This window comes from Streptomyces sp. NBC_00873, from assembly GCF_045207415.1.
Lineage (GTDB): Bacteria > Actinomycetota > Actinomycetes > Streptomycetales > Streptomycetaceae > Streptomyces.
Map to the genome: position 1 here is coordinate 4,609,195 of NZ_CP108803.1, position 26,074 is coordinate 4,635,268.

A 26,074-nucleotide genomic window follows, 5' to 3' on the forward strand; every position below is an offset into this window, starting at 1 on the left:
CAGATACGGCGTTCGATCGGCCGGTAGGCCGTCCGCGCAGTTCTTCCTCAGCCGGCGTTCTGTTCCTTGGCCAGGATCCGGCCGAGCGCCTCTTCCAGGCTGCCCTCGAAGTCACTCAGCGTGCACTCCTGCCCCAGGGGCACGAGCTTGTCCGTGCGGTCGAGAAACGCAACGAGTGGCGCTGTCCCGGCCCTGAACAGGGCGCGATCCGTCCCGACCTGCAGCCGGATGTGTACGTCGGAGAGTCCCTCGGGCTCCGTGGGGCTGATGTGCACATCGCCGTCGCCGCTGGGGCTGTTGAGGCCGTCCAGCAGCAGCTCACGGCCGAAAGCCCAGGTGACGGGGGCGTCGCCGGGCAGGTGGAAGGTCATCCGGATCGCATACGGATCGCACACCTCGTACCGGAGTTCCACCGGGATACGGAATGAGAGCTCCTCGGAAACGAGAAAGCTCATCATGACCTCAGCTTGAACCGACTCGCGCATCGTCCAACCCCGCAGTAGTTGAATCTGGCCAGGAATGATCCCCCATGGCCCTATTGACGCCATCGTGGTGCACGCGATAGCAGATCACAAGGAGTGATTTTTCAGATACTGATAGAGAACACGAACGAACGCAAGAGGCTTGCCACTTCGCCACGTAGTCGTTCGACTGCGGGGAGCAATCGATCTTCCTGGTCGAGAGGCATGGAAATCGCCATGGCGGCTGCAGTGAATCCGGCCGTGATCGGGATGGCCGCGCAGACCGTCCCCAGGGCGTACTCCTGTCGCTCGATGACAGGTTCCACTCGCTCCAACGACCTCAAACGCTCAAGAAGCGCCGGTCGGTCCCGCACCGAATAGCGGGTGAGAGGCCGCACAGGGTGACGGTCCAGATGGTCCTCACGGGCCTTCTCGTCGAGCTGGCTGAGCAGACACTGACCGAGCGCATGGGCATGCCCGGTCTCCCGGAACGAGGCCCACTCGTCCACCGCGGGCGCCGCGGGGGTGTCGGCGACCGCGATGAGTTCGATCTCACCCTCGCGGTAGACGGCGCAGTAGACCGGCGCACCGATGATGTCGCGCCAGCGGGCCGGCGACTGCGGCATTCTGCTGCGACGATTCTGCAGACAGCCGTCGTCGACGAGCCTCTCGGCGGCAGTGCCGAAGAGGAAAACACCGTTCGCGCGGCGCAGGTAGCCCTCATGGGTGAGGGTGCGCAGCAGGTGATAGGCAGTAGGAAGAGGAAGTCCTGCTTCCCGTGCGAGCTGCTTCGCGGGCGCCCCGTCCCGATGGGCGCCCACAGCCTCCAACAGCCTCAACGCCCGCTGAACCGAACCGATCAACGTCGGAACAGCGGTGCTCGATGCCGTGGTCAAAAGTCACCCCCAGGCATGGCGACGGGCGGTCGGCCCGTCCGTGGGGGCCGCCCCCACGGTCCTGCCGCGAACCTGAGGTCCGGAGGCCGGACGTATGCACAAACCACTGGGCACAGCGGTAACGAACAGTTACTTCCCAGGCATCGGCAGCGGACTGCCACTGTATCGGCCGTGTAAGCAAGGGGCGTCGTTTCGCCCTGTGCTTAGCTCAGCTGGGCTAATTGCCCGACTGGTGTCCGCCCGCCCCTACCAGTCGCCGCGCGAGGACGAGGAGGACATGAACTTCCGTACGACGAAAACGAGGCCACCGACCAGGATGACGAACACCAGGACTTTGAAGAGCAGACCGATCACGAACCCGATCACGCTGGCGATCAGACCGCCGAACACCACGATCGCGATGACGGGCACCGCGACCCACTTCACCCACCAGGGCATCCCCGCGAATATCTCCCGCACAGCCATCGTCCCTACCTCATTCCTGTGAGTACCTTGACTCGATGCTAGAGGCGCGGGGGCCGCCAGCGAGGGCTCCGGAGCCCCTGATCTCCCCTGATCGAACCCCGAGGGATCCCTGAGAGCCAGGCTCAGCTCTCGGGTGGAGAGAAGACCACCATGACCCGCAGATCCTCGGTGATGTGGTGGAACTTGTGGGCCACCCCGGCCGGTACGTACACCACGCTTCCCCGGCCCACCTGCGTGGTCTCCATGCCCACGGTGATCGAGGCACGACCGCTGACGATGAAATAGACCTCGTCCTGCTGGTGCGGCTGCTGCGGGTCGAGTTCGCCGGCGTCCAGCGCGTACAGGCCGACTGACATGTTCCGCTCCCGCAGGAACTGCAGATACGCGCCGTCGTTGGCGGCACGTTCCGCCTCCAGTTCGTCCAGCCTGAATGCCTTCATGGCCCGTCCGCTCCTTGCTGCTGTTCAGCCGGTGTCCGCCACCGATCATGTCTGCCACGATCAGACACATGAAGAATTTTGTAGTCAAGACGATCGCCAACGCGGGTGCGCTGGCCGTGGCCATCTGGCTGCTGGACGACATCACCCTGTCGGGCGGCAGCACCGGTCGCAAGGCGCTCACCCTGATCCTGGTCGCCCTGCTCTTCGGGCTGGTGAACTTCGTGGTCAAGCCAATAGTGAAGGTGCTCACCCTGCCGCTGTTCATCCTCACGCTGGGGCTGATCACCCTCGTGGTGAACGCGCTGATGCTGATGCTGACCTCCTGGCTGGCGGGCCAGTTCAATCTCAGCTTCCATGTCGACGGCTTCTGGACCGCCGTGCTCGGCGGTCTCATCATCTCGATCGTGTCCTGGGCACTGAACGTGGTCCTGCCCGACGAGGACTGATCCGACGCCGCACAGACCAGAGAGAACAGAGAGAACAACATGAGCACCATAGGCGACGGCACCCGGGCGGTACGAGCAGGCCTTCCCGAACCGGAGCAGTACGAACCCACCCTGCCCGGTCCGGTCTTCGCCGCGCACTTCCATCTCTCCGGCAAGCCGACCGGTCCGTACACCTACGGACGGGACACCAACCCGACCTGGACTCATCTGGAACGGGCCATCGGCGAGCTCGAAGCGCCGGGAGAGGCCGTCGAGACCACGGTGTTCGCCTCCGGAATGGCGGCGATATCGGCGGTGCTGCTGTCGCAGGCGCGTACCGGTGACACGGTCGTCCTGCCCGACGACGGCTATCAGGCGCTGCCTCTGGCGCGTGAGCAGCTGGAGGCGTACGGGGTCGAGGTGCGGACCGCGCCGACCGGGGGCGACGGACAGCTTACGGTCCTGGAAGGGGCCCGGCTGCTGTGGATCGAGACGCCGTCCAATCCGGGACTCGACGTCTGCGACCTGCGGCGGGCCATCGACACCGCGCACGCGGCCGGCGCTCTGGTGGCCGTGGACAACACGCTCGCCACTCCGCTCGGCCAGCGCCCTCTGGAATTGGGCGCCGACTTCTCCGTGGCCAGTGACACCAAGGGCATGACCGGGCACGGCGACATCCTGCTCGGCCATGTGACGTGCCGGGATCCGGAGCTGGCGGCGGGTGTACGGCGTTGGCGCAAGGTGGTCGGGGCGATCCCCGGCCCGATGGAGGCCTGGCTCGCGCACCGTTCGCTGGCCACGCTGGAGCTGCGCATCGACCGGCAGTGCGCGACCGCGCTGGCTCTCACCGAGGCGCTGGGCAAACGGCAGGAGGTGACCGGGCTGCGGTATCCCGGGCTGCCCACCGACCCCTCGTACCCGGTCGCCGCGCGGCAGATGCGACGCTTCGGCTCCGTGGTGTCGTTCGTGCTGCCCGACCGCGAGATCGCGGAGCGCTTCCTTGCCGGGCTGCGGCTGGTCGACGACGCCACCAGCTTCGGCGGCGTGCGCTCCACCGCCGAACGGCGGGCGCGCTGGGGCGGCGACGCCGTACCGGAGGGTTTCATCCGATTCTCGGTCGGGGCCGAGGACGCGGACGACCTGATCGCCGACGTGGAGCGGGCCCTGGACGAGGCGATGGGCTAGTGCCGTGACCGGCAATGTTTGCGACGGGGCAAAGCTTGCCGGGAGGGGCACCAGACGCCGGGTCAGGAGATCAGAACAGAGGAGAACCAGCGGTACGGACGGTCCGAGCCTCCCCCCTCGTGGCTCGGACCGTCCCGGTTCCACACGCGAAGAACCGCCTGGACAAGGTTAATTGACTCTGCGTCAGAGTCCAATCACAGTAGCGACAGCGACCTATCGACATATTTATGATTGTTCGGGTGGACACGTCGAAAGGGCGGGAGGGAACCGGACATGGACCTGGCCCTGCTGCGCACATTCGTCACGGTGCACCGGGCCGGTTCCTTCACCCGGGCCGCCGCGTTGCTCGGTCTCTCCCAGCCCGCGGTCACCTCGCAGATACGCACGCTGGAACGGCAGCTGGGCCGTCCGCTCTTCCTGCGCAGGGCCCGCGGCGTCACCCCGACCACCATGGGCGACGAGCTCGCGCACCGGGCGGCTCCCCATCTGGACGCACTGGTCGAGATCGCCGAGACGGGGCTCGACGAGGAGTCGGTGGTACGGACGCTGCATCTGGCCGGTCCGCCGGAATTCACCTCGTTGCGGGCCCTGCCCGCGCTCACCCCGCTCATCTCCCAGGGCCTCGCCCTGCGCAGCACGTTCCTCGCCAATTCCGAGGAGGCGCTGGAGGGGCTCGCCGCCGGACATCATGATCTGGCCATTGCGACGGCCCGGCCGCGCGGTGGTCTGCTCACCGCGACTCCGCTCTGCGACGAAGAACATGTGCTGGTCGCCGCCCCGCGCTGGGCGGCGCGCCTCGATCCCGGAGCGCTGCGGCACAAGGGTCCCGTGGCGCTTCAGCAGCTGCCGGTGGTGGAGGTGCATGAGAGCCTTCCGCTCGTCTCCCGCTACTGGGCCGCCGTCTTCGACGGCCGGCCGGCCGCAGCGGGCACCGTCATCGCGCCGGATCTGCGCGCGGTCCTGGAGTGCACCGCGGCGGGCGCCGGACTCGCTGTACTACCGCGCTACCTGTGCGAGGGGGCACTGGAGCGCGGCGAGGTGGTGGCCCTCCTGGACCCGCCCGTGCCGCCACTGCGCACCTACTTCCTGGCTGCGCGGACCGGCACACTCGCGCTGCCGCATATCGCGCGGGCGCACGAGTGGCTGGTGCGTGCTGCCGTCGATTGGTGACCCGACGGCAGAGCGCGTGTTTCAGAAAGGGTTCTGTGGGCCACTCTCTTGCCATGACCGAACGTCCTGTGGTCAAGCGCACCGCACGCGCCATCCTGCTCGACGGCAACGACCTTATCCTCATCAAGCGCACCAAGCCGGGGGTGGATCCGTACTGGCTCACGCCGGGCGGCGGGGTCGAGCCCGAGGACGCAACCGTCGTCGACGCACTCCACCGCGAGGTGGACGAAGAACTCGGCGCCAAGATCACCGATGTGGTCCCCTGCTTCGTCGACACCGTGGAACACATCGAGGGTGGTGGGGTGAAGGGCGTCAAGGTCCAGCACTTCTTCGTCTGCCGGCTGGACTCGATGGACCTGTCCCGGCGGCACGGCCCCGAGATCGACGATCCGTGCGGCGAGTACGACGTCGTACGGGTGCCGTTCAGCCGGATCGGGATCGCCGCCGTCCATCTCGTGCCGCTGTCGCTGCGGCACTACCTGGACGGCAACATCGAGGGCGTCCGGGCGATGCACGCGCCGGACCTGGGCTGATCCCGAGCCCGGAGGCCCCATGCCGATGGGATGGGCCGTCGTGGTCAGCCCGGGCCCAGGGGCGCCAGTTCCTCGACGGAGTCATGCCGGATGCGCTCGGGCGGCATACCGATCCCTCTGAGGACGTCCACGACGCTGCGGATCATCCCCGGCGGCCCCGCGAGATAGGCGTCGTACTCGGGCCACGGACCGCCCTCGCGCACCACGTCGGGCAGCAGGCCTTTCAGCCCGCTCCCCGTACCGCTGGAGACCACAGGCCGCACGGCGAGCCAGGGAAAAGTCTTCTGGAGCCGCAGCATCGTGTCGATGTCGTACAGGTCGTGGTCGCTGCGTGCGCCGTAGAAGACCTCCACGGGGCGCCGGTCGCCGTGCTCGGCGACATCCTCGACCAGTGCCTTGATAGGCGCGATACCCGTGCCGCCGCCCAGGCAGAGCAGACCGTTGTGGGTGGTGTGGTCGACGGTCATCGAGCCGGTGGGCGGGCCGAGACGCAGCACGTCGCCGGGGCGGGCCCGGCGCACCAGAGCGTTGGAGACCCAGCCCGCCGGGACCGCCTTGATATGGAAAGTGAGCAGACCGTCGGGTCGAGGGGCCGAGGCGAAGGAGTAGTGCCGCCGGATCCGTGGCCACCATGGGGTTTCCATGGCGGCGTACTGGCCCGCGAGGAAGGGATACGCCTGGTCGGGACGGACCGTGAGGACTGCCGTGTCGGGCGTTCTGAGGTCGTGGGAGACAACCTCCGCCAGCCACCAGGCGGGAGCCCGTTCCTCGTCCTCGGCAGCCGCGTCGATCATGATCTGCGAAATCGCGGTGTAGGCACGGATCCAGGCCGCTTCGGTCTCCACGTCCCATGTGGTGGCGTAGCGGCTCAGTGCGCCGAGGAGAGCCTCGCCGAATGCGGGATAGTGCGCGGGCAGAGCGCCGTATTCACGGTGCCCGCGGGCCAGTCCCCCGAGGTACTCGGTCAGCGCATCGGGGTCGTCCATCCGGCTGGCAGCCGTGTGGATCGCCCGGAGGAGACGGTCGCGCTGGGTGTCCATCGCGACCGGAAACATGGCCCGCAGATCGGGGTGGCGCACGAAGAGCAGGGCATAGAAGTACGAGGTGGCCTGATCCGCGACAGGAGTGAGCTCTGCCAGGGTGCGGTGGATCAGGGTCGCGTCGGGAGATCTCAGAGTTCCGTCGCCGGTCGACATGGTGGCCGGAGCGTCCATAATTGTGCCTCGCCTCGAGCATCTTCTGGTCGCATGAGCGTGCCGACACCGCACGCACCGCCTGCGGTCCCTCGCCCCAGCATGCCTGCGGCACCTGCAGGTCGGACAAATAACAGGAAGTCCGGGTATCCGAACCAGTTCTCCCGTTACGCTCTTTTGCCCCATGGCCAGGCCGGGAACCCGAGGACGATGCGGGCAACACGCACCAGCGCCGGATCACCTCCGACCGTCGCTCAGCTGCGTGTTTCACGTGAAACTGCGCACGCGTGCAGCTCGCTGCCGATCCCTCACCGCGGGCTCGGCTCTCTGGCCGCGCGGGCACTATCGGCGCGGTCGGCGCATATGCGTCTCGGCCGGATCCGGCAAAGCAGTGGACGAACGATCACTGCGTCGGACAGCCTGGCCCTCATGCCCAGCCCACTGCCCCACCCGCACGCCGATACGCCCATCCGGCGCCTCACCCGGGGAGACCTGGTCCCCTGCGCCAATCTCTGCGAGGACCGCGGCTGGCCGCGTGACGAGCACCGCTGGGCCCTGCTCCTCTCCGCGGGGACGGGCTACGGCATCGATGATCCCGAGGGCAACGGCCTGATGGCCACCTGTGTGATGACCTCATACGGCCAGGGCCTCGCCGCCATCGGCATGCTCCTCGTCGCCGAGCGGTACGCGCGCCAGGGGATCGCCCGGCGCCTGATGCACCAGGTGATCGAAACGGCGGGGGAGACGTCACTCAGCCTGTACGCGACGTCGGCCGGGCGGCCGCTGTACGAAGAGCTCGGTTTCGAAGGGGTGGGCCGGGCCGAGCGGATCAGTGGTCGCTTCCGGCCGCCCGGCGCGTCGGGTGACGGCACTCCCGCAGCGTCCACCATGGCCGTCCGTCCGGCGACGGCCGAGGATCTGCGTGCCATACTCCGGCTGGACGCGGAGGTGTTCGGTGCGGACCGGACGCATCTCCTTGCCCGGCTGCCGGCCTTCGCAGATCACCTCCGGGTCGCGGAGGACAAGGACGGGCTTGTCGGCTACGCGGCGCTGTGGCCGAGCGACGGTGTCCATGTGGTCGGTCCGCTGATCGCCCGGGACGCCGTCACGGCGCTGGCGCTCGTCGACTCCCTCGCGCAGGCGACGGACCGTCCCCTGCGCACGGACATCGACGCACGCCATGAACAACTGTTGGACCGGCTCAAGGAGTGCGGTCTGCAGCCGGCCGGCTCCGGAACCACGGTGATGGCCTACCGGTCTTCGGGCCTGCCGGGCGACTGGACCCGTCGCTTCGCACCATTGACCGTGGCGACGGGCTGACGCGGACCGGGCTGAACGGTGCCGCCATGTTCCCGAACCCCTGGCGGACGCGGTCGCAGACACCCTCCGGCAGCCCGCGGCCGGCCGCGAGCGATCGAAAGCCGGCACGGTTGCGCACGCCGGAGAGGCAGCCGAACGCCTCGTAACTCCGGCCCATGTAGAGCAGATCGAGATCGACTGCGGCCGACCAGGGCTCACCTTCTCGTACCAACTGGCCCGGCACTCAATGAAACCGTAGATGTCCGTTCCCATGTGCCGGGATTCTCCTGGCACATGGGAACGGACATCAATGGATTTCCGCTGCCTTCGCAGCGGTTCGCGAGTCAGCCGAGAACCGTCACGGCGGCCGTGGCGAAGCCGTGGTCCTGCTCGGGCGCGCCACCGCCCACGCCGACGGCTCCGATCAGCCGACCGTCGCGGAAAACCGGAACACCGCCGGCGATGAAGAGCAGCGGCCGGTCGAGGGCGGTCGGCAGGGTGTGGAAGAGCCCGCCCGGCTGGACCGCGTCGACAAGGTCGGTGGTCGGGGCGCCGAGCTGAAGGGCCGTGTACGCCTTGCGGGTGCTGGTCTCGCCCGCGATGAGTACAGCCCGGTCGTCGCGGCGGAAGGCCAGCAGGTGGCCGCCCGCATCGAGGACCGTCACAGCGGCGGTGACACCGGCGGCTTCGGCGGCGGTGTGGGCTGCGGCGACCAGCAATTCCGCGTCCTGAATGGTCAGCGGGGCAACGGCCGTGGGGAGGGTGGTGCTCATGAGGGATGGCTCCTTGGTGCGGTGGAGAGTGCGCGCCCTGTGGTGAGCGCGCGTTGTGGGGGTGTCAGTGCCGGGCGGCGGATGCCTCGACCAGCTCGGGAACGCGTCCGGCGACAAGGCGGCTGCGGGTGACCGTCCGGCGCTCCAGGGCACTGGAGAGGACGGCGAGGACCAGAGCGGAAGCAGCCAGTGCGGCGCCGACCCAGTTGGGTGCGGTGTAACCGAGACCGGCGGCAATGACGAGGCCGCCGAGCCATGCCGACAGCGCGTTGCCGAGGTTGAAGGCTCCGATGTTGACGGCGGAGGCGAGGGTCGGGGCCCCCGCCGCCTGGTCGAGAACCCGCTTCTGCAGCGGCGGTACGGTCGCGAAGCCCAGGCCACCGATCAGCACGATGGTGACGGCTGCCGCGATCTTGTTGTGGGCGGTCAGCGTGAAGACTGCAAGGATCACGGACAGGGCGCCCAGCGACACGTACAGCATCGGCATCAGGTGGCGGTCGGCGAACTTGCCGCCGAGCAGATTACCCCCGACCATGCCGAGCCCGAAGAGGACCAGTAGCCAGGTGACGGAGGACGCGGAGTAGCCGGCGATCTCGGTCATCATCGGCGTGATGTAGGTGATCGCGGCGAAGACTCCACCGAAGCCCAGGACGGTCATCGCCATGGCGAGCAGCACCTGCACATTGCGGAACGCGGCCAGCTCATGGCGGAGCCGCACGCCTTCGGCCTTCGGCTGCTCGGGCACCAACCTGGCCACACCCAGAAGGCCGACGACTCCGAGGGCCGCAACGATGAAGAACGTGGTCCGCCACCCGACGCTCTGCCCGATGTAAGTGCCGAGCGGTACGCCGACGACGTTGGCGACGGTGAGGCCGGTGAACATCATGGCGATCGCGCCGGCCTTCTTCTGTGGGGCGACCAGATCGGCCGCGACGACCGATCCGATGCCGAAGAAGGCACCGTGGGCGAGGGAAGCGATCACTCGCCCGGCGAGCATCACGCCGAAGACGGGGGCGACGGCGGACACCACATTGCCCACGATGAACAGCCCCATCAGGAGCATGAGCATGCGTTTGCGCGTGACCCGCGTGCCAAGGACCGTCATCAGTGGAGCGCCGAGTACGACTCCGAGTGCGTAGCCGGTGACCAGGAATCCTGCGGTGGGGATCGAGACCTGGAAGTCCGCAGCAACCTCGGGGAGCAGCCCCATGATCACGAACTCGGTGGTTCCGATACCGAATGCCCCAATGGCGAGGGCGAGGAGCGCGAGCGGCATGGGTTTCACCTTCTCAAGAGATTGCATCTGCGCCTTACAAGCGTCCACAATAATTGCAGGCGCTTATTAATTGCAAACGCGGGCTATTGCAGACGTCCTCTATCCTGGAGGCAAGCGGCTCCGCACGGAGGAGAGACCATGACAGCGACAGACCCTGCACTGACCGCCCTCTCGCAGGGCTGGTGCGCGCTCTCCTTGCTCCACGGCAAGATCGAGTCCCACATCGAGCGGGCCCTGCAGTCCGGGCACGGGCTCAGCGTGCGGGAGTACTCCCTGCTCGACGTCCTGAGCCGACAGCACAACGGCCCGGGCGGCCATCTCCAGATGAAGCAGGTCGCCGACGCGGTCGTGCTCAGCCAGAGCGCCACCACCCGTCTTGTCAGCCGCCTCGAAGACCGCGGGCTGCTGACCCGGTATCTCTGCGACACCGACCGCCGCGGCATCTACACCAATGTCACCGATGCCGGCCTCACACTGCTCGCCCAGGCCCGGCCGACCAACGACGCAGCTCTGCGCGCCGCCCTCGACGAGGCGGCCAGGAACCCCGAGCTGGCCCCGCTCGTCACGGCGGTCGAAGAGCTGAAGGTCCCCGCGTAGGCCACCTGAACTGCGTAGTCTGCCGATCATGAGCGATCTGAAAATACGCCCCGCGGCCCCCACCGACATCCCGGCCGTCGTGGCCATGCTCGCGGACGATCCGCTGGGCGCGCAGCGCGAGTCGCCGGACGATCTCGCCCCCTACCACGCCGCGTTCCAACGACTCGCCGATGACCCGAACCAGCACCTGGTCGTCGCCGTCCGCGAAGGCGGTGTTGTCGGGACCCTGCAGCTGACGGTGGTCCCCGGGCTCTCCCGGCGCGGCTCGACCCGATCCATCATCGAGGGCGTTCGCGTCCATGCCGATGAGCGCGGCAGCGGCCTCGGCACCCGGCTGATCCAGTGGGCCGTGGACGAATCCCGGCGCCAGAACTGCCAGTTGGTCCAGCTGACGTCCGATGCGACCCGGAACGATGCCCATCGCTTCTACGAGCGGCTCGGCTTCACCGCCAGTCACGTAGGTTTCAAGCTCGCTCTGTGACCGCAGCTCGGAATCCACAGGATCCGACGGACCGAAGGAGCGCTCGGTGCACGCCATCAGCGACACACAGCGCCGGATCAGACTCAGCCGACGTCACCTCCTTGCGCCCCCCGTGCGGGCCGCATCCGCGGTCTCCGTGGCCGACGCGGTCGTTGCCCTGCACGCCACCGACGCGGCCACTGTCTTTCTTTCCACCTGCGCCCGGCTCGCCGAGGCCGGCGTGGACGCGGTGGAGCGGGCTCTCTACGAGGACGTCTCTCTGGTCCGGCTGCTGTCCATGCGCAACACTCTCTTCACGGTGTCGAGCGGGCTCGCCCCGTATGTCGACGCGTCGAACGCCCGGGCGGTGGCCGCCAAGGAGCGCCGAACCTTCCTCAAGCACCTGCAGGACGACGGGAACGGACTGGACGAGAGCTGGCTCATCGAGACGGAAAAGGCGACCCTGGCCGCCCTCACAGCGCGCGGCTCCGCCACCGGCAGCGAACTGTCCGCCGCCGTACCGGCGCTGCGTACGAAGATAACGATCTTCCCCGGCAAGAAGCAGGAGACGGTTCAGGGAGTCGCCACCCGTGTTCTGCGGGTGCTGGCAGCCGAAGGCCTGATCCGCCGGAACCGGCCGCGCGGCTCCTGGACCTCCAGCCAGTTCCGCTGGACGGCAGCCGAGCCATGGCCCACCCGGGAGCCCGCAGAGGCACAGGCGGAGCTGGCCCTGCGCTATCTCCGCTCGTACGGCCCTGCGACCGAGGCCGATCTGAAGTGGTGGACGGGCTGGGGCCTCGGCCAGGTGCGCAGTGCGCTGGCAGCCATCGGAGCCGAGGAGGTGCGGCTCGACAGCGGCGTGACGGGCTGGGTCTCCCCGGGGGACACGGAGCCCGAACCGTCCCTGGAGCCGTGGGCGGCACTGCTTCCCGCCCTCGACCCGAGCGCGATGGGCTGGGCCGATCGCGGTTTCCATCTTCTGGCCGAGCACCGGGCGGCACTCTTCGACCGGGCCGGCAACATCGGCCCGACGGTGTGGTGGAACGGCGAGATCGTGGGTGGCTGGGCCCAGCTCGCCGATGGCGAGCCGGCCTGGCGCCTGCTGTCCGACATCGGCCGGGATGCCTCCACCTCGATCGAGGCGGAGGCGTCCCGGCTGTCGGAGTGGGTGGGGGAAACGCGGATCACTCCACGCTTCCGCACGCCGCTGGAAAGGGAGTTGACGGCATGAGCGGGCTCCGGCGTCAGGTTTCACGTGAAACGTGACGCCGGACGCCGTGACGCTCAGGCGCCGAGGCCCCGCCAGCCCTCCGCGTCGACCCCACCGGGAACGGCCGACGCGGGATCGTACGGCTCACGTGTGAAGACGAACGACCCCAGGTCGAGGTGGCTCACGCTTCCGTCGACGTCTCGGACGACACGGAGCGTCTCCCCCGCGTAATAACCGTCGAGGCCGGTCCAGGTGCCGTCCGGCTGCGCGACGAAGCGGGCACCGCGGCCGTCGCCACGCAGCGGCCCCAGTTCCAGCCCTCGGTCTGCAGTCAGGCGCAGGACATTCGGGCGCGCGCCCCAGTACCAGAGTCCGGTCAGCGCGAGGAGTTCCGGGTCGGCCTCGGGCAGCGGGCGCCAGGGCTCAGGGATGCGCGGCTCGGCCTCGGCGACGATCTCCACGAGGTCCGCAGCGATCGTAGCGGCGAGCGGCCCAGATGTGGCATTGGTGAGCACCACGGCGGCCACATCGTCCTCGATGCTGAACCAGAGCGTGGCCAGGAATCCCGGCAGCGAGCCGGTGTGCCCGAGCAGGGTGCGGCCGCTCTGTTGGACGACCTGCAGGCCGAGACCGTAAGCGCCCTCCCCGGGACCGGACGCGGAGGGCGCCGACGGAGCACGCATCTCCTTCACCGAGGCGGCGCCGAGCACACGGTCATCCCCCTCGACGAGGAAGGCTGCGAACCGGAGGAGGTCGGCGGTGGTCGACCAGAGCTGCCCGGCCGGTGCCATGAGACCTAGGTCCTCCGCCGGTTCGGGAAGCATGACGTCGGCCCACGGGTGGACGGCCCAGCCACCCGCGTGCGCCGCCTGTGGCTGGGTGCTCGTACGACGCATGCCCAACGGTTCCAGGATCTCGCGCTGCAGCACCTCCGCCCACGATGCGCCGCGCACCGCCTCTATCAGCGCTCCGAGCACTGAGTAGCCGGGGTTCGAGTAATGGTGACGACGGCCGGGAGGATGCATCTGCGTCTGCTCGCCGAGGACATCGGCGAGCTCGGGGCGCAGAGTTCCCGGCGTCCGCTCCCACCAGGGTGCGGGTGACTCGGCGCTCAGCCCCGCACTGTGGCCCAGTAGTTGGAGGACGGTGACCCCGCCGACGCCTGTCCCTGGCAGGTGCTTTTCCAGCGGGTCGTCGAGATCGAGCAGACCCTCGTCACGCAGCCGCAGGACCAGCACGGCTGTAAAGGTCTTGGTCAGGGAACCGATCCTGAACTGCGTATCGGAGTCGGGGGCGTGACCGTCGACGCAACTGCGCGATCCGTTCCAGACAATCCGGCCCTGGCGCTGCACCGCAGCGACGAGCGAGGGGGTACGGCCTTCGACCTGTGCGGAGGCGATGCGGTGCAGCAGCGCCCGCTGCGTACCGGAAAGCAACTCTTCTGAGGAATAGGTCATGGTCAACAAGTACCGGCACATCGAGTCGGCGGCGACCCGATTTCGAAGCCCGCGGGCCTGGGGGTCAGCGCTTGCGGCTGTACGTCCTGACCAGTACTCCGCTGTCGAAGGCGGCCACCGAATCCAACATGAACTCCGTGGCCGCAAAATCCGATCCGAACATCGGCATACCCGAGCCGTAGACCAGCGGATACGTCTTGATCACGAGCTCGTCGATCTCGTCGAGCAGCTCCCCCGCGAGCTGTGAGCCACCGCAGAGCCAGATCCCGAGGCCGCTCTCCTCCGCCTTGAGTTCCCGCACCCTGCCGACTACGTCGGCGGAGATGAGTTCGACATTCGGGTCCGGCGACTCCTTCATGGTCCGGGATGCCACGAACTCGCGCAGTTGGGCATACGGGCTGGCGATGTTGATGTCCAGGGCCAGTTGGTAGCTGGCCCTTCCCTGGATCACGGTGTCGAACTTCTGATTCCTGACGCCGTGAAACCCCAGCTGCCGGCGGCCTGCGGTCGAAACCGTCTCCGGATACTGGGACTTGAGGTAGTCGAGGAACTCCTCGTCCACGAACCGGTGCATGGACGACGCATCGCCGCTCGGGTCACCGATGAAGCCGTCGATGGAGCAGGCAATGAAGTAGGTCAGCTTTCGCACAGGATCCCCGTTCAATGTGGCGTTGGCTCGGACATATGAACCACTTCATTTATAGTGCTTCACATGTAGTGGTTGCGCAAGCCCCTTTCCGCAGAGGGACCGAAGGAAGAGGAGACACACAGATGGTCAGGAACCCGGAGCGCAGAACGGCGCTCATCGATGCCGCCATCGAGGTGCTGGCGCACGAGGGTGCGCGAGGGCTCACCTTCCGCGCGGTCGACACACGGGCGGGCGTACCGGTCGGGACAGCGTCCAACTACTTCGCCAACCGGGACGACCTGTTCATGCAAGCCGGCGCCCGGATCACCGACCGGATGACACCGGACCCGGTCGGAGTCGAGGAGGCGATGCGTCCGGCTCCCTCGCGCCAGCTGGTCACCGAACTGATGCGATGGCTGGTGCAGCGCATGGCCGCCGATCGCACTGGCTACCTCGCCATGCTGGAACTGCGCCTGGAGGCCACCCGGCGCCCCGCCCTCCGTGACCGGCTCAACCGGACCTTCCGCGCCAATCTGGACGAGAGCGCCCGCTTCCACCGGGAAGCGGGGTTGCCGGGCGATGCCGACGCCTTCCTCGTGCTGTATCTCGCCATGACGGGCCTGCTGCTGGAGCACTTCACCCTGCCCTACGTGCTCACCGGGAGCGAGACCGTCGACGCTCCCCACACCGATGCCGTCCTGGACCGGCTTGTGGAGACGGTCGTCACCCGCATCATCCCTGCGGGGTGACCCGCTCGAGGATGGCAACACATGGCCGGGGCAGCCCTGCCCGGGCGACAGCGCAACCCCGGCCCTGCGGCATCGCGTCTACAGATCGAGCTGGTACAGAAGCGATTTATGGGTCGGCAGATACCCGAACGCATCGTTGATCGCGCGCATGGGCCGGTTGCTGTCGGCCGTGTCTGTCAGCAGACCTCCGAGATCCGGGTGGTACTCGACGGCCTGCCGGATCGCCTCGGCCTTCATCCATCGGCCGAGGCCATGTCCGCGGTGCTCGGGCAGGACACCGGTGCCGTAGTGCTGGCCGTCGCCCATGCCTGCGCCGGGGACGACCAGTTCGGTGAAACCGGCGATCGTGCCGTTCGACACGTCGATGGCGGCGACCGCGTACAGAAGGTCGCCGCGCTTCTCGATGACCTGTGCCACTGCCCGGACCCGGTCCACGTCCCAGCTCACCGTGCCGTAATCGGTGTCGTCCATCGGCATGTCGTCCATGGCCCGCCGCGAGAACGCGAAAGTCTCGGCGAGCTCATCGGGGACGGTTCCGGCCCATGACGCCAGCCGGTAGCCGGGATGCGGCTTCCGGATGATCTCGGTGAGAGCGGCGAGGTCCGCCCGCGCCAACGCGAGCCGGGCGAAGGTCAGGGTCAGGACCTTGCGAAAGCCCCGTGCCGAAAGGAACCGGTCACCGGGTGATCCCGCGTCCACCTGAGCGGTGACGCAGCTCCGGCCCTCGGCTCGAGCAGTGGCCACAGCCGCTTCCAGCAGCTGTGAGCCGATGCCGTTCCGCCTCTCGGCCGGATGGACAGCGAGTTCGAGCTCGGCCAGGTGATCCTGACCCGTGGTCGTGAAAAGACGCAGAAAGGCTGATCCGGTCGGAGCTCCGGCGAGACCGGATGCGAGCCACGCCAGGCGGTGGCCGGCCGGGCCGCGGTCGGGGTCGGTCAGCGGGGTGATGCGAATCGACAAGATGTCTCCGTCATGAGGAAGCGGCTGGTGGCATGGCAGTGCACGGGTTCGGGTGCTGACGGCTCCTGCGCATGTGCTGCACACCTCCTGTCGATGACGTCGCTCCGCGCGCGGAACGACCCAGCAACCGTATCCATCGCCGGGGTCCGCAACAACGGCGTTTATCGGCTGCCGAACCCGCCGTGGCACGTCCGGTCGGCACGGGTGCGGCGCGGGCGGACAAAGAACGATTGACCGCGTGGCTGTCGGTCGCACCGACCGAAGCGGGCTCGCTCCCTGGAAGGCGTCCCGCGAGGTCGAGAAGGCTCCCCGCCCCGTCGCGCTCGGGCACCGACCGGCGGCCCTGGAGCGCTTCGACCAGGAGCCGGCCGGGAATTGGCCGCCATGACGCTGCGCACCACCGGGCCGACCGTGCGCTCCGAACAGGACCTCGGCGCCGGCAGCGGCGCAACCGGCGGATGACCGTGGCGTCGACGGACGGGTCGAACGAGGCGAACCGGCCAGCGCCGGAACCGTACGGCCACTGGGGCCGGCCCGGCGCGCGGCCCCGGCGCCCCGCCGCCCGACCTACCCCTCGGCAACCGGCCGGTAGGTGCAGACGTGTACCCCCGTGCCGCTGGTGACCGTGGAGACCAGCTCCAGCGGGCGCAGCGCGCCGTCGCCGGGGAAGATCGTCTTTCCGCCGCCGAGGATCACCGGCATGATCATCAGCCGGAGCTCGTCGACCAGGCCCTCGCGCAGGAGGGTGCGCGCAAGCGTGGGGCTCCCCATGACCAGCAGGTCGCCGCCGTCGGCCTCGTGCAGCTCACGGATGCGGGCAACGGCCTTGTCGCCGGGGATGCGCGTGGTGTTGTCCCACGTCAGCTCGGCGTCGCCCAGTACGTCGGACAGGACGTACTTCGGGATGGCGTTCATCCGGTCGGCGAACGGGTCACCGGCTCGCTCGGGCCACGCCGCGGCCATCGACTGCCACGTGCGGCGCCCGAACAACAGCACCTCGGCCTTGGTCAGCGCGTCGTCGAAGGCACCGCCCACCACCTCCGGATCGAAGAAGGGGTGCGACCAGCCGCCGTGGGCAAAGCCACCGTCGGTGTCCTCGTCGGGTCCGCCCGGCGCCTGCACGACGCCGTCCAAGCTCATGAACTCACTGATCACGATGCGCACGGGACTCGCTCCTCTTCCTCATCCGGGTCAACTGCAGGAGAGACTCCGGGGCCGCTCCAAAATCATCGCTCCCAGTGGATCCCGCATTCGCCGCGGGGGACAGGGGATGTGCCGGCGAGTCTCGCGGCGGCGTCACACGTGCCACCGTGATGCCCACGAGGCTGCGACTGTGCCGTGAAGTCGGCGACCCTTGGGACTGCAGGTTCCGCCCTGACCGAATCAGCGTCAGATTCTGTGACCTGTGGTTCCACGGGCCGTTCCAGCATCGTGTCGGTGCCGTAATCCCGTGGCACGTGTCGTCTTCCGACGAATTCCGCGGGCGCGGCTGGGCCGAGCTGGCCCTGATGGACGGCCAGGACGACTGCTTCGCCGTCAGCGAGGTCAACCAGCAGGCACTGTTCGGCCGGGTGGCCGCCGTCGTGCACCACAGCGGCGCGGGCACCACGACGACGGCCACCCGGGCCGGCGCGCCTCAGGTGGTGGTACCCCATTCCTTGGTCAGCCGGGCCAGCACCACGGCGGCCGGCTCCCCGTCATCGGCGGCCACCCCTGTGCCAGCAGGGATCACCTCAGCTCGCTCCGAGGTCAGCAGTTCCCGAACCGACATCCGCACCAGCCGGTCGCGTGCGTCCTTGAGGATGACCTCCATGTGCTCGCCAGGCTTGCGAACTCCACGAACTCGACCGTCTCCCCATCGAGCCGGAAACACGTGCCGACACCCAGTCGCGCTCCCGCCCCGTTCGCGCGGCCTTCTGCAGCACGTGTCCGGCACTGAGCAGCTGGTCCAGATCCGTGGTCACGTGTCCGGACCACAACAGGTTCAGCACCGCCGACTTCACCAGCCGCCGGGAATATTCAGACAGCAGCCGCAAGGCTTCCCCCAGCGATCTTCCGTCTGGCCCCAGGGCCCGCAGGCTCTCAAGGAGAGCTTGGTCGAACAACCAGTCCCGGCGATAGCCGGCGGGGAAGCGGACGTTCTCCAGCGCATGGGGTCCGGCTCGCTCCAGACTTCGTACTGCCAGCCGCGGGATTCGACCACCTCCCGTGTCCATGCGAACGTGAACGAGATTTTCGGCTGCTCCAGCCGGTGTCGCGGTTTGACGTCCACGACCACCGGCCCGTCATCAGCCAGCAGCAGACAGTCCGGGATGTGTCGCCGCAGTTTGTCCTGAACCCCAGCCTTGAGCAGGAAGGGCTGAGCAACAACGTGCCGGACCTCCAGGGCGAAGTCCGCGAAAAGGGAGCCGCCCCAGCTCCAGCCTCAACTCATAGATCACGTGATCGCGAACCGCCGCTGACCAGTACGTTCCGGAGTAATGCTTCTGGCCCTTGTACCAGCGAAACGTCCGCCATGGCTGCGTGTATCGCAGCAAATCGGGCGGCGCGGAAGCCCACTCCAGGTCCTCCACCACGAACTCGTCAGCCCGCCGGACACTCAGCTGTACCGACACAGCCAGATCTTCTTTGCCCACCAGCCTCCGCCCCCGCGTTCCTCAGGGCTGCCTGATCAGCCGCCGAACGCTGCTGGCATGCCCCGGCCGTACGCATTGATGACGACCGGGGTTGTCCGGTACACAAAGAGTGCAACTTGCGAGCCGGAGGGCACGAATCCCGTTAACGTGTCGGATCCGACACGGCTCCGACATCGCGGCGCGGATTCCGACACGGATTCGGGATCCCACAGGACAGCCTCTAGGTCTGCGCCATGTCCACGAAGCGTGAGTAGTGGCCCTGGAATGCCACAGTGATCGTCGCCGTCGGGCCGTTACGGTGCTTGGCCACCATCAGGTCTGCCTCGCCCGCCCGTGGGGACTCCTTCTCGTACGCGTCCTCGCGGTGCAGCAGGATCACCATGTCGGCGTCCTGCTCGATGGAGCCGGATTCACGAAGGTCGGAGACCATCGGCTTCTTGTCCGTACGCTGCTCCGGACCACGGTTCAGTTGGGACAGCGCGATGACCGGGAGCTCCAGCTCCTTGGCCAGCAACTTGAGGTTTCGGGACATGTCCGAGACCTCCTGCTGGCGGCTCTCGGCACGCTTCGAGCCACCGGACTGCATCAGCTGCAGATAGTCGATGATCACCAGCTTGATGTCGTTCCGCTGTTTCAGCCGACGGCACTTCGCCCGGATCTCCATCATCGACAGGTTCGGCGAATCGTCGATGTAGAGCGGCGCGGCCGAGACGTCCGGCATCCGGCGGGCCAGCCGCGTCCAGTCCTCGTCGGTCATCGTGCCGGAACGCATGTGGTGCAGAGCAACCCGCGCCTCGGCGGACAACAGCCGCATCGCAATTTCGTTGCGGCCCATTTCGAGGGAGAAGATCACGCTCGGGAGGTTGTTCTTGATCGATGCGGCCCGCGCGAAGTCCAGGGCCAGCGTGGACTTACCCATGGCCGGACGCGCCGCAATGACGATCATCTGGCCCGGGTGCAGGCCGTTGGTCAGGGCGTCGAAGTCGGTGAAGCCGGTCGGTACGCCGGTCATCTCGCCGGAGCGCGAACCGATCGCCTCGATCTCGTCGAGCGCGCCCTCCATGATGTCGCCCAGCGGTAGATAGTCCTCGCTGGTGCGCTGCTCCGTGACGGCGTAGATCTCGGCCTGCGCCGAGTTGACGATCTCGTCGACGTCACCGTCGGCCGCATATCCCATCTGCGTGATCTTCGTGCCTGCCTCGACAAGCCGTCGCAGGACCGCCCGCTCGTGGACGATCTCCGCGTAGTACGAGGCGTTGGCCGCGGTCGGCACGGACTGGACGAGGGTGTGCAGATAGGGGGCGCCGCCCACCTTGGTGATCGCGCCGCGCTTGACCAGCTCGGCCGCGACCGTGATCGGGTCGGCGGGCTCGCCCTTGGCATAGAGGTCGAGGATCGCCTGGAAGACGGTCTCGTGGGCGGGGCGGTAGAAGTCGTGCCCCTTGATGATCTCCACGACATCGGCAATGGCGTCCTTGGAGAGGAGCATGCCGCCGAGGACCGACTGCTCGGCGTCGAGGTCCTGAGGGGGCACGCGCTCGAATCCGGGCGAGCCGCCGTCCCAGCCGCCGCTCTCCCTGCCGCGGTCGTGCTGCTCACCGCGGTCCCGGCCTTCGCCGCGACGCTGGCGGGTAACGGGCAGACGGTCACTGGGACCGGTGTCGGCCCAGGGGTCGTCCAAAGGCTCGGGAATGCTCACCGTGCCACCTCCTCCCGTCCGCTCCGCGGACCTTCGCCGTGCCACTCTTTCTTACGGCACAGCACCGACAAACAAGACGCTCGACTCCGGTTCCGGCACGTCGAGTTCTGCGGGATTCCAGGGCTGAAACGGGGTGTGGGCGCCGGTCCACGGTAGGCCTCGCTGCACCGTCAGCCAATCTGGTTATCCACAGGGCATGTGGACGGCGGACCAGATGCTGTGGAGAACTCCGCAGAACCTGTGCACGGAGCAGGGGACAGCACTGTGGACAAACTCATAACACCACCCCGACCGCAGCTCTGACCTGGGCTTTCTCCATCCACGGCCTGTGGGGGAGAAAAACTTTCCGAGTCGGCACAAGATCACGGCAAACCGCACACAGGAGAACACTCGGCGCCATTAAATGTAAGGACTACTACGCCGTTGCATCCGTTACCTGTGGAAGATTAGATTGCCCTCATGCCTCAGGCCACCGCGACCTCGCATTCCAGCCGTCGACGGCACGATCGCGAGATCGTCGCACTCGCCGTCCCCGCCTTCGGCGCGCTCGTCGCCGAGCCGCTCTTCGTCATGGTCGACAGCGCCATCGTCGGCCACCTCGGCACACCGCAACTAGCCGGCCTGGGTGTCGCCGCGGCTCTGCTGACCACCGCCGTGAGCATTTTCGTCTTCCTCGCCTATGCCACCACGGCAGCGGTCGCGCGACGCGTAGGTGCCGGCGATCTCGCCTCCGCAATACGGCAGGGCATGGACGGCATCTGGCTGGCGCTGCTCCTCGGCATCGCCGTCATCGCCGTGGCGCTGCCCTCTGCCCCCTGGCTCGTCGAAATCTTTGGCGCCTCCGACACCGCCGCGCCGTACGCCACCACCTATCTACGGATCTCCAGCCTCGGTATCCCCGCCATGCTCATAGTCATGGCCGCTACCGGCGTGCTCCGTGGCCTGCAGGACACCAGGACCCCGCTGTACGTCGCCATCGGTGGTTTCGCGGCCAACGGAACCCTCAACGCGGGGCTTGTCTACGGCGCCGGTCTCGGTATCGCCGGATCGGCCTGGGGCACCGTGATCGCCCAGGTTGGCATGGCCTCGGCCTATCTGATCGTGGTGGTACGGGGAGCGCGCCGACACGGCGCATCGTTGCGCCCCGACACGGCAGGGATCAGGGCCAGCGCCCAGGCAGGCGTCCCCCTGCTGGTTCGTACGCTGTCGCTCCGCGGCGTCCTGATGATCGCCACCGCCGTCGCCGCACGCCTGGGCGACACCGATATCGCCGCCCACCAGATCATTCTCTCCCTGTGGAGTCTGATGGCCTTCGCTCTCGACGCCATTGCGATCGCCGGGCAAGCCATCATCGGCCGCTACCTCGGGGCAAATGACACCGAGGGCGCACGCGAGGCGTGCCGCCGCATGGTGCAGTGGGGCATTGCCTCAGGCGTGGTGCTCGGGGCACTGATCGTGCTCGCACGTCCCTTGTTCATCCCCTTGTTCACCGGCGACCAGGACGTGCAGAGCATCCTGCTCCCCGCCTTGCTGGTGGCGGCCGTGTGCCAGCCGATCGCCGGCGTGGTCTTCGTGCTGGACGGCGTGCTGATGGGCGCCGGAGACGGTCGGTACCTCGCCTGGGCCATGCTGATCACCCTGGCCGTCTTCGCCCCGGTCGCCCTGCTCGTGCCCACCTACGGTGGGGGCCTGACTGCTCTGTGGTGGGCAATGGCGCTGATGATGACAGTCCGCATGGTGACGCTCTGGCTGCGCACACGCTCGGGCAAGTGGATCGTCACCGGAGCTACCCGCTGAGCAGCGACCGTCAATCCTGTTTCACGTGAAACAGCAAAGGGCCGCACCCGCGGGGTGCGGCCCTTCACTTGCTCTGGTGAGCTGTGCCCTTAGGCAGCAACGACCTCGATGCCGAGCTTCGCCGCAACCTCGGGGTGCAGACGCACGGACACCTGGTGCCCGCCGAGCGTCTTAATCGGCGAGCCGAGCTCGACGCGACGCTTGTCGACGTCCGGGCCACCGGCAGCCTTGATCGCCGAAGCGATGTCGGCCGGGGTGACGGAGCCGAAGAGACGGCCGGCGTCGCCGGAGCGAACGGCCAGACGAACCTTCACGGCCTCAAGCTTGGCCTTGACCTCGTTGGCCTGCTCGATCGTCGCGATCTCGTGGATCTTGCGGGCGCGGCGGATCTGCGCCACGTCCTTCTCGCCACCCTTGGTCCAGCGGATGGCAAAGCCACGCGGAACCAGGTAGTTACGGGCGTACCCGTCCTTGACGTCGACGACGTCGCCTGCAGCGCCGAGGCCGGAGACCTCGTGGGTGAGGATGATCTTCATTATTCGGTCACCCTTCCCTTATCGCGCGGTGGACGTGTAGGGCAGCAGCGCCATCTCACGGCTGTTCTTGACTGCCGTGGCGACGTCACGCTGGTGCTGCGTGCAGTTGCCGGTTACGCGGCGGGCACGGATCTTGCCGCGGTCGGAAATGAACTTCCGCAGCATGTTCGTGTCCTTGTAGTCCACGTACTGGGTCTTGTCCTTGCAGAAAGCGCAGACCTTCTTCTTAGGCTTGCGCACAGGCGGCTTCGCCATGGTGTTTCTCCTGTGTGATCAAGAAGTGGGGGTACGAGCTGCCCTAGAAGGGAGGCTCGTCCGAGTAGCCGCCGCCGGAGCCGCCGGAGCCGCCGGAGCTTCCGCCCCAACCGCCCCCGCCGCCCTGCTGACCCCCGCCTTGCTGGCCGCCGGCCGGCGCGCTGGTGGCCCACGGGTCGTCGGCGGGAGCACCGCCGCCGCCCTGCTGGCCGCCGCCACCGGGACCGCCGCCCCAGTTGCCGCCGCCCTGCTGGCCACCGCCGTAACCACCCTGGCCGCCCTGGCCACCGCGACCGGTGGTCTTGGTGACCTTGGCCGTGGCGCTCTTGAGACTGGGGCCGACTTCCTCGACATCCAGCTCATAGACCGTGCGCTTCACGCCTTCGCGGTCTTCGTACGACCGCTGCTTCAGCCGGCCCTGCACGACAACGCGCATGCCTCGCTGGAGCGACTCGGCGACGTTCTCCGCCGCCTGCCGCCAGACCGAGCAGGTGAGGAACAGGCCTTCGCCGTCCTTCCACTCATTGGTCTGCCGGTCGAAGATGCGGGGAGTGGACGCGACACGGAACTTCGCGACCGCCGCACCGGACGGGGTGAAACGCAGCTCGGGGTCGTCGACGAGATTGCCGACGACCGTGATGACGGTCTCGCCTGCCATGGGTGAACCTCTCGGCGGGGATTGCTTCTGGCTGCTTGCTGCTACTCGAACCCGATGACCGCTGAGCTAGATGCTCAGTGGATCTCGGGACGGAGGACCTTGGTCCGGAGGACCGACTCGTTCAGGTTCATCTGGCGGTCGAGCTCCTTGACGACCACAGGCTCGGCCTGCAGGTCAATGACCGAGTAGATGCCCTCGGGCTTCTTCTTGATCTCGTAAGCGAGACGACGACGGCCCCAGGTGTCGACCTTCTCAACCTTTCCGTTGCCCTCACGGACGACGGAGAGGAAGTTCTCGATCAGCGGGGAGACAGCGCGCTCCTCGAGATCGGGGTCGAGGATGACCATCACCTCGTAGTGACGCATGTGGAACCCACCTCCTTTGGACTCAGCGGCCACGGTCGTTCCGTGGCAGGAGGGTCGTGATGCGTAAGCAACAGTGTCTCCAAGTAAAACAGCCGCCACTGACAACGCCCCCATCCGAGGAGGGCTGCCGTGCTGGCTTGGGCAGACACCGGTGCAGACCGTACAGAGTACCCGCACACCGGCTTCCGGTTGAAATCCGGTGCTCAGGAGACGCAATCTGTACACATCGGGTGTGAGCGGCGCCATGGTGCGCCGCCTTTTCGGCCAGGAGGTGCTCCATGGCACAGACAACGCGAACCCGCCCCCCCGTTTCCCTTCTCGCTACGGACGGCAGGCCCCATCCGCTCCAGGACACTCTGGTGGCGGTAACCGTGGCCCTCGGTCTTATCGCCTTCGTGACGGCGATGTTCCACAGCCTGCATCTGATCAGCTCGTGGGCCGGGCTCGTCGGGATCCTCACGGGTGCATACGGGCAGTACATCTCGGTGACCACCCGCGAGAGGTTCCCGCTGATCCTCGGTATAGGCGCGTCCGCCATCGGGTTCTACCTGGGAATGGCCCACGGCGGTCTCTTCGGCGGCCTGTAGCCGCGCCTGTCCCGGACACCTCCGGACGCCGGTCCCGGCAAGTCCACCCACATCCCCTCGGGGGGTCGTCCAGACCCCCCGAGGGCGGACAGCCGGGACTCACCTGGCCGACAAGGTCCGACAGGGCCAGACGACGCGCTCCCCGGTCGCAGTAGGCTTCGGCGCGAGAGCCGGAGCCCCTGACCGATGGGGACACACCTGCCGAGGAGCGCCCCGCATGAGCCTGACCCTGAGGACCATCAGCCGAGAGCAGCATCTGGCGTACATCCAGAGTCTGCCGTCGGCCAGTCACTGCCAGGTCCCGGCGTGGGCGGATGTGAAGACCGAATGGCGTTCGGAGAACCTGGGCTGGTTTGACAAGAGCGGCGAGATCGTGGGCGCCGCCCTGGTGCTGTACCGCCAACTCCCAAAGATCAAGCGGTATCTCGCGTACCTCCCCGAGGGCCCGGTCATCAACTGGTACGCGCCGAACCTCGACGACTGGCTGCAGCCGATGCTCGCGCATCTCAAGCAACAGGGCGCCTTCTCGGTAAAGATGGGCCCGCCGGTCGTCATCCGCCGCTGGGACGCAGCCGCCATCAAGTCCGGTATCCAGGACCCCGACGTGAAGCGCCTGCGCGACGTCGAGGCCACGCACATCGAGCCGCGTGCTTTCGAAGTCTCGGACCGGCTGCGGAAGATGGGCTGGCAGCAGGGCGAGGACGGCGGCGCCGGCTTCGGTGACGTGCAGCCGCGCTACGTCTTCCAGGTGCCACTGGCGAACCGCTCGCTCGAAGACGTTCTCAAGGGCTTCAACCAGCTGTGGCGGCGCAACATCAAGAAGGCGGAGAAGGCCGGCGTCGAGGTGGTCCAGGGCAGTTACGAGGACCTCGCCGAATGGCAGCGGCTGTACGAGATCACCGCTGTGCGCGACCACTTCAGGCCACGTCCCCTCTCCTACTTCCAGCGCATGTGGACCGTCCTCAACTCCGAGGACCCGAATCGCATGCGGTTGTATTTCGCGCGCCACAACGGGGTGAACCTCTCCGCGGCGACGATGCTCGTCGTCGGTGGGCACGTCTGGTACTCGTACGGCGCGTCCGACAACATCGGACGCGAGGTACGGCCTTCGAACGCCATGCAGTGGCGGATGTTGCGCGATTCCTACGCGATGGGCGCCACTGTCTACGACCTGCGCGGCATCAGCGACTCGCTCGACGAGACCGACCACCTCTTCGGCCTGATCCAGTTCAAGGTCGGCACCGGCGGCGAAGCCGTCGAGTACGTCGGCGAGTGGGACTTCCCGCTCAACAAGCTGCTGCACAAGGCGCTGGACATGTACATGTCGCGCCGCTGACGAAACCGGCATCATCCGTTTCAATGAG

Annotated in this window: 31 protein-coding genes and 1 pseudogene; 14 read left to right on the top strand and 18 right to left on the bottom strand. The window is 67.6% G+C overall.

Going from position 1 to position 26,074, the window contains the following annotated elements; genetic code table 11:
• Positions 1-47: 47 nt before the first annotated feature.
• The 4 genes from OH809_RS21210 to OH809_RS21225 form a co-directional block, all read right to left on the bottom strand.
• Complete coding sequence (locus tag OH809_RS21210; RefSeq protein ID WP_037702202.1) at positions 48-485, bottom strand: SsgA family sporulation/cell division regulator; 438 nt, start codon at positions 483-485, stop codon at positions 48-50.
• Between the two features lie 101 nt (positions 486-586).
• Entirely contained in the window at positions 587-1,357 is a 771-nt protein-coding gene (locus tag OH809_RS21215; protein WP_406420944.1) for an IclR family transcriptional regulator, read from the bottom strand.
• A 246-nt stretch (positions 1,358-1,603) separates the two neighbouring features.
• On the bottom strand, positions 1,604-1,816 hold the full coding sequence (locus OH809_RS21220; RefSeq protein WP_345512737.1) for a DUF5326 family protein: 213 nt from the start codon (positions 1,814-1,816) through the stop codon (positions 1,604-1,606).
• Between the two features lie 128 nt (positions 1,817-1,944).
• Positions 1,945-2,262, bottom strand: coding sequence for a cupin domain-containing protein (locus OH809_RS21225; RefSeq protein WP_037702197.1), 318 nt, complete (start codon positions 2,260-2,262; stop codon positions 1,945-1,947).
• Positions 2,263-2,330: 68 nt separating this feature from the next.
• Here OH809_RS21225 and OH809_RS21230 point away from each other — a divergent pair, with 68 nt between their 5' ends.
• The 4 genes from OH809_RS21230 to OH809_RS21245 all read left to right on the top strand — a co-directional run bounded on the left by OH809_RS21230 (position 2,331) and on the right by OH809_RS21245 (position 5,575).
• The gene (locus tag OH809_RS21230) at positions 2,331-2,708 is read left to right on the top strand and encodes a phage holin family protein (protein WP_406420943.1); all 378 of its coding nucleotides are present in this window, start codon (positions 2,331-2,333) and stop codon (positions 2,706-2,708) included.
• A gap of 39 nt (positions 2,709-2,747) precedes the next feature.
• Positions 2,748-3,872 carry a cystathionine gamma-lyase gene (locus OH809_RS21235; RefSeq protein ID WP_406515443.1) on the top strand — a complete coding sequence of 375 codons (1,125 nt, stop codon included), beginning with the start codon at positions 2,748-2,750 and terminating at the stop codon, positions 3,870-3,872.
• Between the two features lie 273 nt (positions 3,873-4,145).
• A complete protein-coding gene (locus OH809_RS21240; protein WP_406420941.1) occupies positions 4,146-5,042 on the top strand; it encodes a LysR family transcriptional regulator in 897 nt (298 codons plus the stop codon).
• Positions 5,043-5,095: 53 nt separating this feature from the next.
• Entirely contained in the window at positions 5,096-5,575 is a 480-nt protein-coding gene (locus tag OH809_RS21245; RefSeq protein WP_037702185.1) for an NUDIX domain-containing protein, read from the top strand.
• A gap of 44 nt (positions 5,576-5,619) precedes the next feature.
• Here the strand turns inward: OH809_RS21245 and OH809_RS21250 are convergent, their stop codons facing one another.
• Positions 5,620-6,771: a globin domain-containing protein gene (locus tag OH809_RS21250; protein WP_406420940.1), complete on the bottom strand. Its 1,152-nt coding sequence runs from the start codon at positions 6,769-6,771 to the stop codon at positions 5,620-5,622.
• 426 nt (positions 6,772-7,197) lie between these two features.
• On the opposite strand from OH809_RS21250, the gene OH809_RS21255 reads away from it, so the two are divergent.
• Positions 7,198-8,088, top strand: a complete 891-nt coding sequence (locus OH809_RS21255) for a GNAT family N-acetyltransferase (protein ID WP_406420939.1) — start codon at positions 7,198-7,200, stop codon at positions 8,086-8,088.
• 323 nt (positions 8,089-8,411) lie between these two features.
• Here the strand turns inward: OH809_RS21255 and OH809_RS21260 are convergent, their stop codons facing one another.
• Positions 8,412-8,840: a heme-binding protein gene (locus OH809_RS21260; protein ID WP_406420938.1), complete on the bottom strand. Its 429-nt coding sequence runs from the start codon at positions 8,838-8,840 to the stop codon at positions 8,412-8,414.
• A 64-nt stretch (positions 8,841-8,904) separates the two neighbouring features.
• A complete protein-coding gene (locus OH809_RS21265; RefSeq protein ID WP_406420937.1) occupies positions 8,905-10,116 on the bottom strand; it encodes an MFS transporter in 1,212 nt (403 codons plus the stop codon).
• 138 nt (positions 10,117-10,254) lie between these two features.
• Here OH809_RS21265 and OH809_RS21270 point away from each other — a divergent pair, with 138 nt between their 5' ends.
• The 3 genes from OH809_RS21270 to OH809_RS21280 are packed head-to-tail and all read left to right on the top strand — an operon-like array spanning position 10,255 to position 12,404.
• Positions 10,255-10,713, top strand: coding sequence for a MarR family transcriptional regulator (locus tag OH809_RS21270; protein ID WP_366693264.1), 459 nt, complete (start codon positions 10,255-10,257; stop codon positions 10,711-10,713).
• Between the two features lie 28 nt (positions 10,714-10,741).
• Positions 10,742-11,194 carry a GNAT family N-acetyltransferase gene (locus OH809_RS21275; protein ID WP_406420936.1) on the top strand — a complete coding sequence of 151 codons (453 nt, stop codon included), beginning with the start codon at positions 10,742-10,744 and terminating at the stop codon, positions 11,192-11,194.
• A 46-nt stretch (positions 11,195-11,240) separates the two neighbouring features.
• Positions 11,241-12,404: a winged helix DNA-binding domain-containing protein gene (locus OH809_RS21280; RefSeq protein ID WP_406420935.1), complete on the top strand. Its 1,164-nt coding sequence runs from the start codon at positions 11,241-11,243 to the stop codon at positions 12,402-12,404.
• A gap of 53 nt (positions 12,405-12,457) precedes the next feature.
• Here OH809_RS21280 and OH809_RS21285 read toward each other — a convergent pair whose 3' ends face one another.
• Both OH809_RS21285 and OH809_RS21290 read right to left on the bottom strand, forming a co-directional pair.
• On the bottom strand, positions 12,458-13,840 hold the full coding sequence (locus tag OH809_RS21285) for a serine hydrolase domain-containing protein (RefSeq protein WP_406420934.1): 1,383 nt from the start codon (positions 13,838-13,840) through the stop codon (positions 12,458-12,460).
• A gap of 64 nt (positions 13,841-13,904) precedes the next feature.
• Entirely contained in the window at positions 13,905-14,489 is a 585-nt protein-coding gene (locus tag OH809_RS21290) for a dihydrofolate reductase family protein (protein ID WP_406420933.1), read from the bottom strand.
• Between the two features lie 122 nt (positions 14,490-14,611).
• Here OH809_RS21290 and OH809_RS21295 point away from each other — a divergent pair, with 122 nt between their 5' ends.
• Positions 14,612-15,217 (top strand): TetR/AcrR family transcriptional regulator, encoded by a 606-nt coding sequence (locus OH809_RS21295; protein WP_406420932.1) that lies wholly within the window; start codon positions 14,612-14,614, stop codon positions 15,215-15,217.
• A 78-nt stretch (positions 15,218-15,295) separates the two neighbouring features.
• Here OH809_RS21295 and OH809_RS21300 read toward each other — a convergent pair whose 3' ends face one another.
• The gene (locus tag OH809_RS21300; RefSeq protein WP_406420931.1) at positions 15,296-16,177 is read right to left on the bottom strand and encodes a GNAT family N-acetyltransferase; all 882 of its coding nucleotides are present in this window, start codon (positions 16,175-16,177) and stop codon (positions 15,296-15,298) included.
• 238 nt (positions 16,178-16,415) lie between these two features.
• On the opposite strand from OH809_RS21300, the gene OH809_RS21305 reads away from it, so the two are divergent.
• Entirely contained in the window at positions 16,416-16,565 is a 150-nt protein-coding gene (locus tag OH809_RS21305) for a hypothetical protein (RefSeq protein WP_406420930.1), read from the top strand.
• A 179-nt stretch (positions 16,566-16,744) separates the two neighbouring features.
• On the opposite strand, the gene OH809_RS21310 is transcribed toward OH809_RS21305, so the two are convergent.
• On the bottom strand, positions 16,745-17,341 hold the full coding sequence (locus OH809_RS21310; RefSeq protein WP_406420929.1) for a dihydrofolate reductase family protein: 597 nt from the start codon (positions 17,339-17,341) through the stop codon (positions 16,745-16,747).
• Positions 17,342-17,661: 320 nt separating this feature from the next.
• On the opposite strand from OH809_RS21310, the pseudogene OH809_RS21315 reads away from it, so the two are divergent.
• A pseudogene (locus tag OH809_RS21315) lies at positions 17,662-17,877 on the top strand (nucleotide disphospho-sugar-binding domain-containing protein); the annotation flags it as partial.
• Here OH809_RS21315 and OH809_RS21320 read toward each other — a convergent pair.
• From OH809_RS21320 to dnaB, 3 genes are all read right to left on the bottom strand, one after another.
• On the bottom strand, positions 17,814-17,990 hold the full coding sequence (locus tag OH809_RS21320) for a hypothetical protein (RefSeq protein WP_406425484.1): 177 nt from the start codon (positions 17,988-17,990) through the stop codon (positions 17,814-17,816). The pseudogene OH809_RS21315 and the gene OH809_RS21320 overlap by 64 nt on opposite strands.
• A 186-nt stretch (positions 17,991-18,176) precedes the next feature.
• Positions 18,177-18,563 carry a TnsA endonuclease N-terminal domain-containing protein gene (locus OH809_RS21325; protein ID WP_406516268.1) on the bottom strand — a complete coding sequence of 129 codons (387 nt, stop codon included), beginning with the start codon at positions 18,561-18,563 and terminating at the stop codon, positions 18,177-18,179.
• A gap of 470 nt (positions 18,564-19,033) precedes the next feature.
• Positions 19,034-20,494: a replicative DNA helicase gene (gene dnaB / locus OH809_RS21330; RefSeq protein WP_327249482.1), complete on the bottom strand. Its 1,461-nt coding sequence runs from the start codon at positions 20,492-20,494 to the stop codon at positions 19,034-19,036.
• 477 nt (positions 20,495-20,971) lie between these two features.
• Here dnaB and OH809_RS21335 point away from each other — a divergent pair, with 477 nt between their 5' ends.
• Positions 20,972-22,309: an MATE family efflux transporter gene (locus OH809_RS21335; RefSeq protein ID WP_406420928.1), complete on the top strand. Its 1,338-nt coding sequence runs from the start codon at positions 20,972-20,974 to the stop codon at positions 22,307-22,309.
• An 89-nt stretch (positions 22,310-22,398) separates the two neighbouring features.
• Here the strand turns inward: OH809_RS21335 and rplI are convergent, their stop codons facing one another.
• From rplI to rpsF, 4 genes are all read right to left on the bottom strand, one after another.
• Positions 22,399-22,845, bottom strand: coding sequence for a 50S ribosomal protein L9 (gene rplI, locus OH809_RS21340; RefSeq protein ID WP_037702131.1), 447 nt, complete (start codon positions 22,843-22,845; stop codon positions 22,399-22,401).
• An 18-nt stretch (positions 22,846-22,863) separates the two neighbouring features.
• Complete coding sequence (gene rpsR / locus OH809_RS21345) at positions 22,864-23,100, bottom strand: 30S ribosomal protein S18 (RefSeq protein WP_003967857.1); 237 nt, start codon at positions 23,098-23,100, stop codon at positions 22,864-22,866.
• A 43-nt stretch (positions 23,101-23,143) separates the two neighbouring features.
• The gene (locus OH809_RS21350; RefSeq protein ID WP_376339022.1) at positions 23,144-23,758 is read right to left on the bottom strand and encodes a single-stranded DNA-binding protein; all 615 of its coding nucleotides are present in this window, start codon (positions 23,756-23,758) and stop codon (positions 23,144-23,146) included.
• 74 nt (positions 23,759-23,832) lie between these two features.
• Positions 23,833-24,123, bottom strand: coding sequence for a 30S ribosomal protein S6 (gene rpsF, locus OH809_RS21355; protein ID WP_406420927.1), 291 nt, complete (start codon positions 24,121-24,123; stop codon positions 23,833-23,835).
• A gap of 278 nt (positions 24,124-24,401) precedes the next feature.
• Here rpsF and OH809_RS21360 point away from each other — a divergent pair, with 278 nt between their 5' ends.
• Both OH809_RS21360 and OH809_RS21365 read left to right on the top strand, forming a co-directional pair.
• Positions 24,402-24,710 (top strand): hypothetical protein, encoded by a 309-nt coding sequence (locus OH809_RS21360; protein WP_406420926.1) that lies wholly within the window; start codon positions 24,402-24,404, stop codon positions 24,708-24,710.
• A 217-nt stretch (positions 24,711-24,927) separates the two neighbouring features.
• Positions 24,928-26,046 (top strand): lipid II:glycine glycyltransferase FemX, encoded by a 1,119-nt coding sequence (locus tag OH809_RS21365; RefSeq protein ID WP_393297534.1) that lies wholly within the window; start codon positions 24,928-24,930, stop codon positions 26,044-26,046.
• The last annotated feature ends 28 nt before the right edge of the window (positions 26,047-26,074 follow it).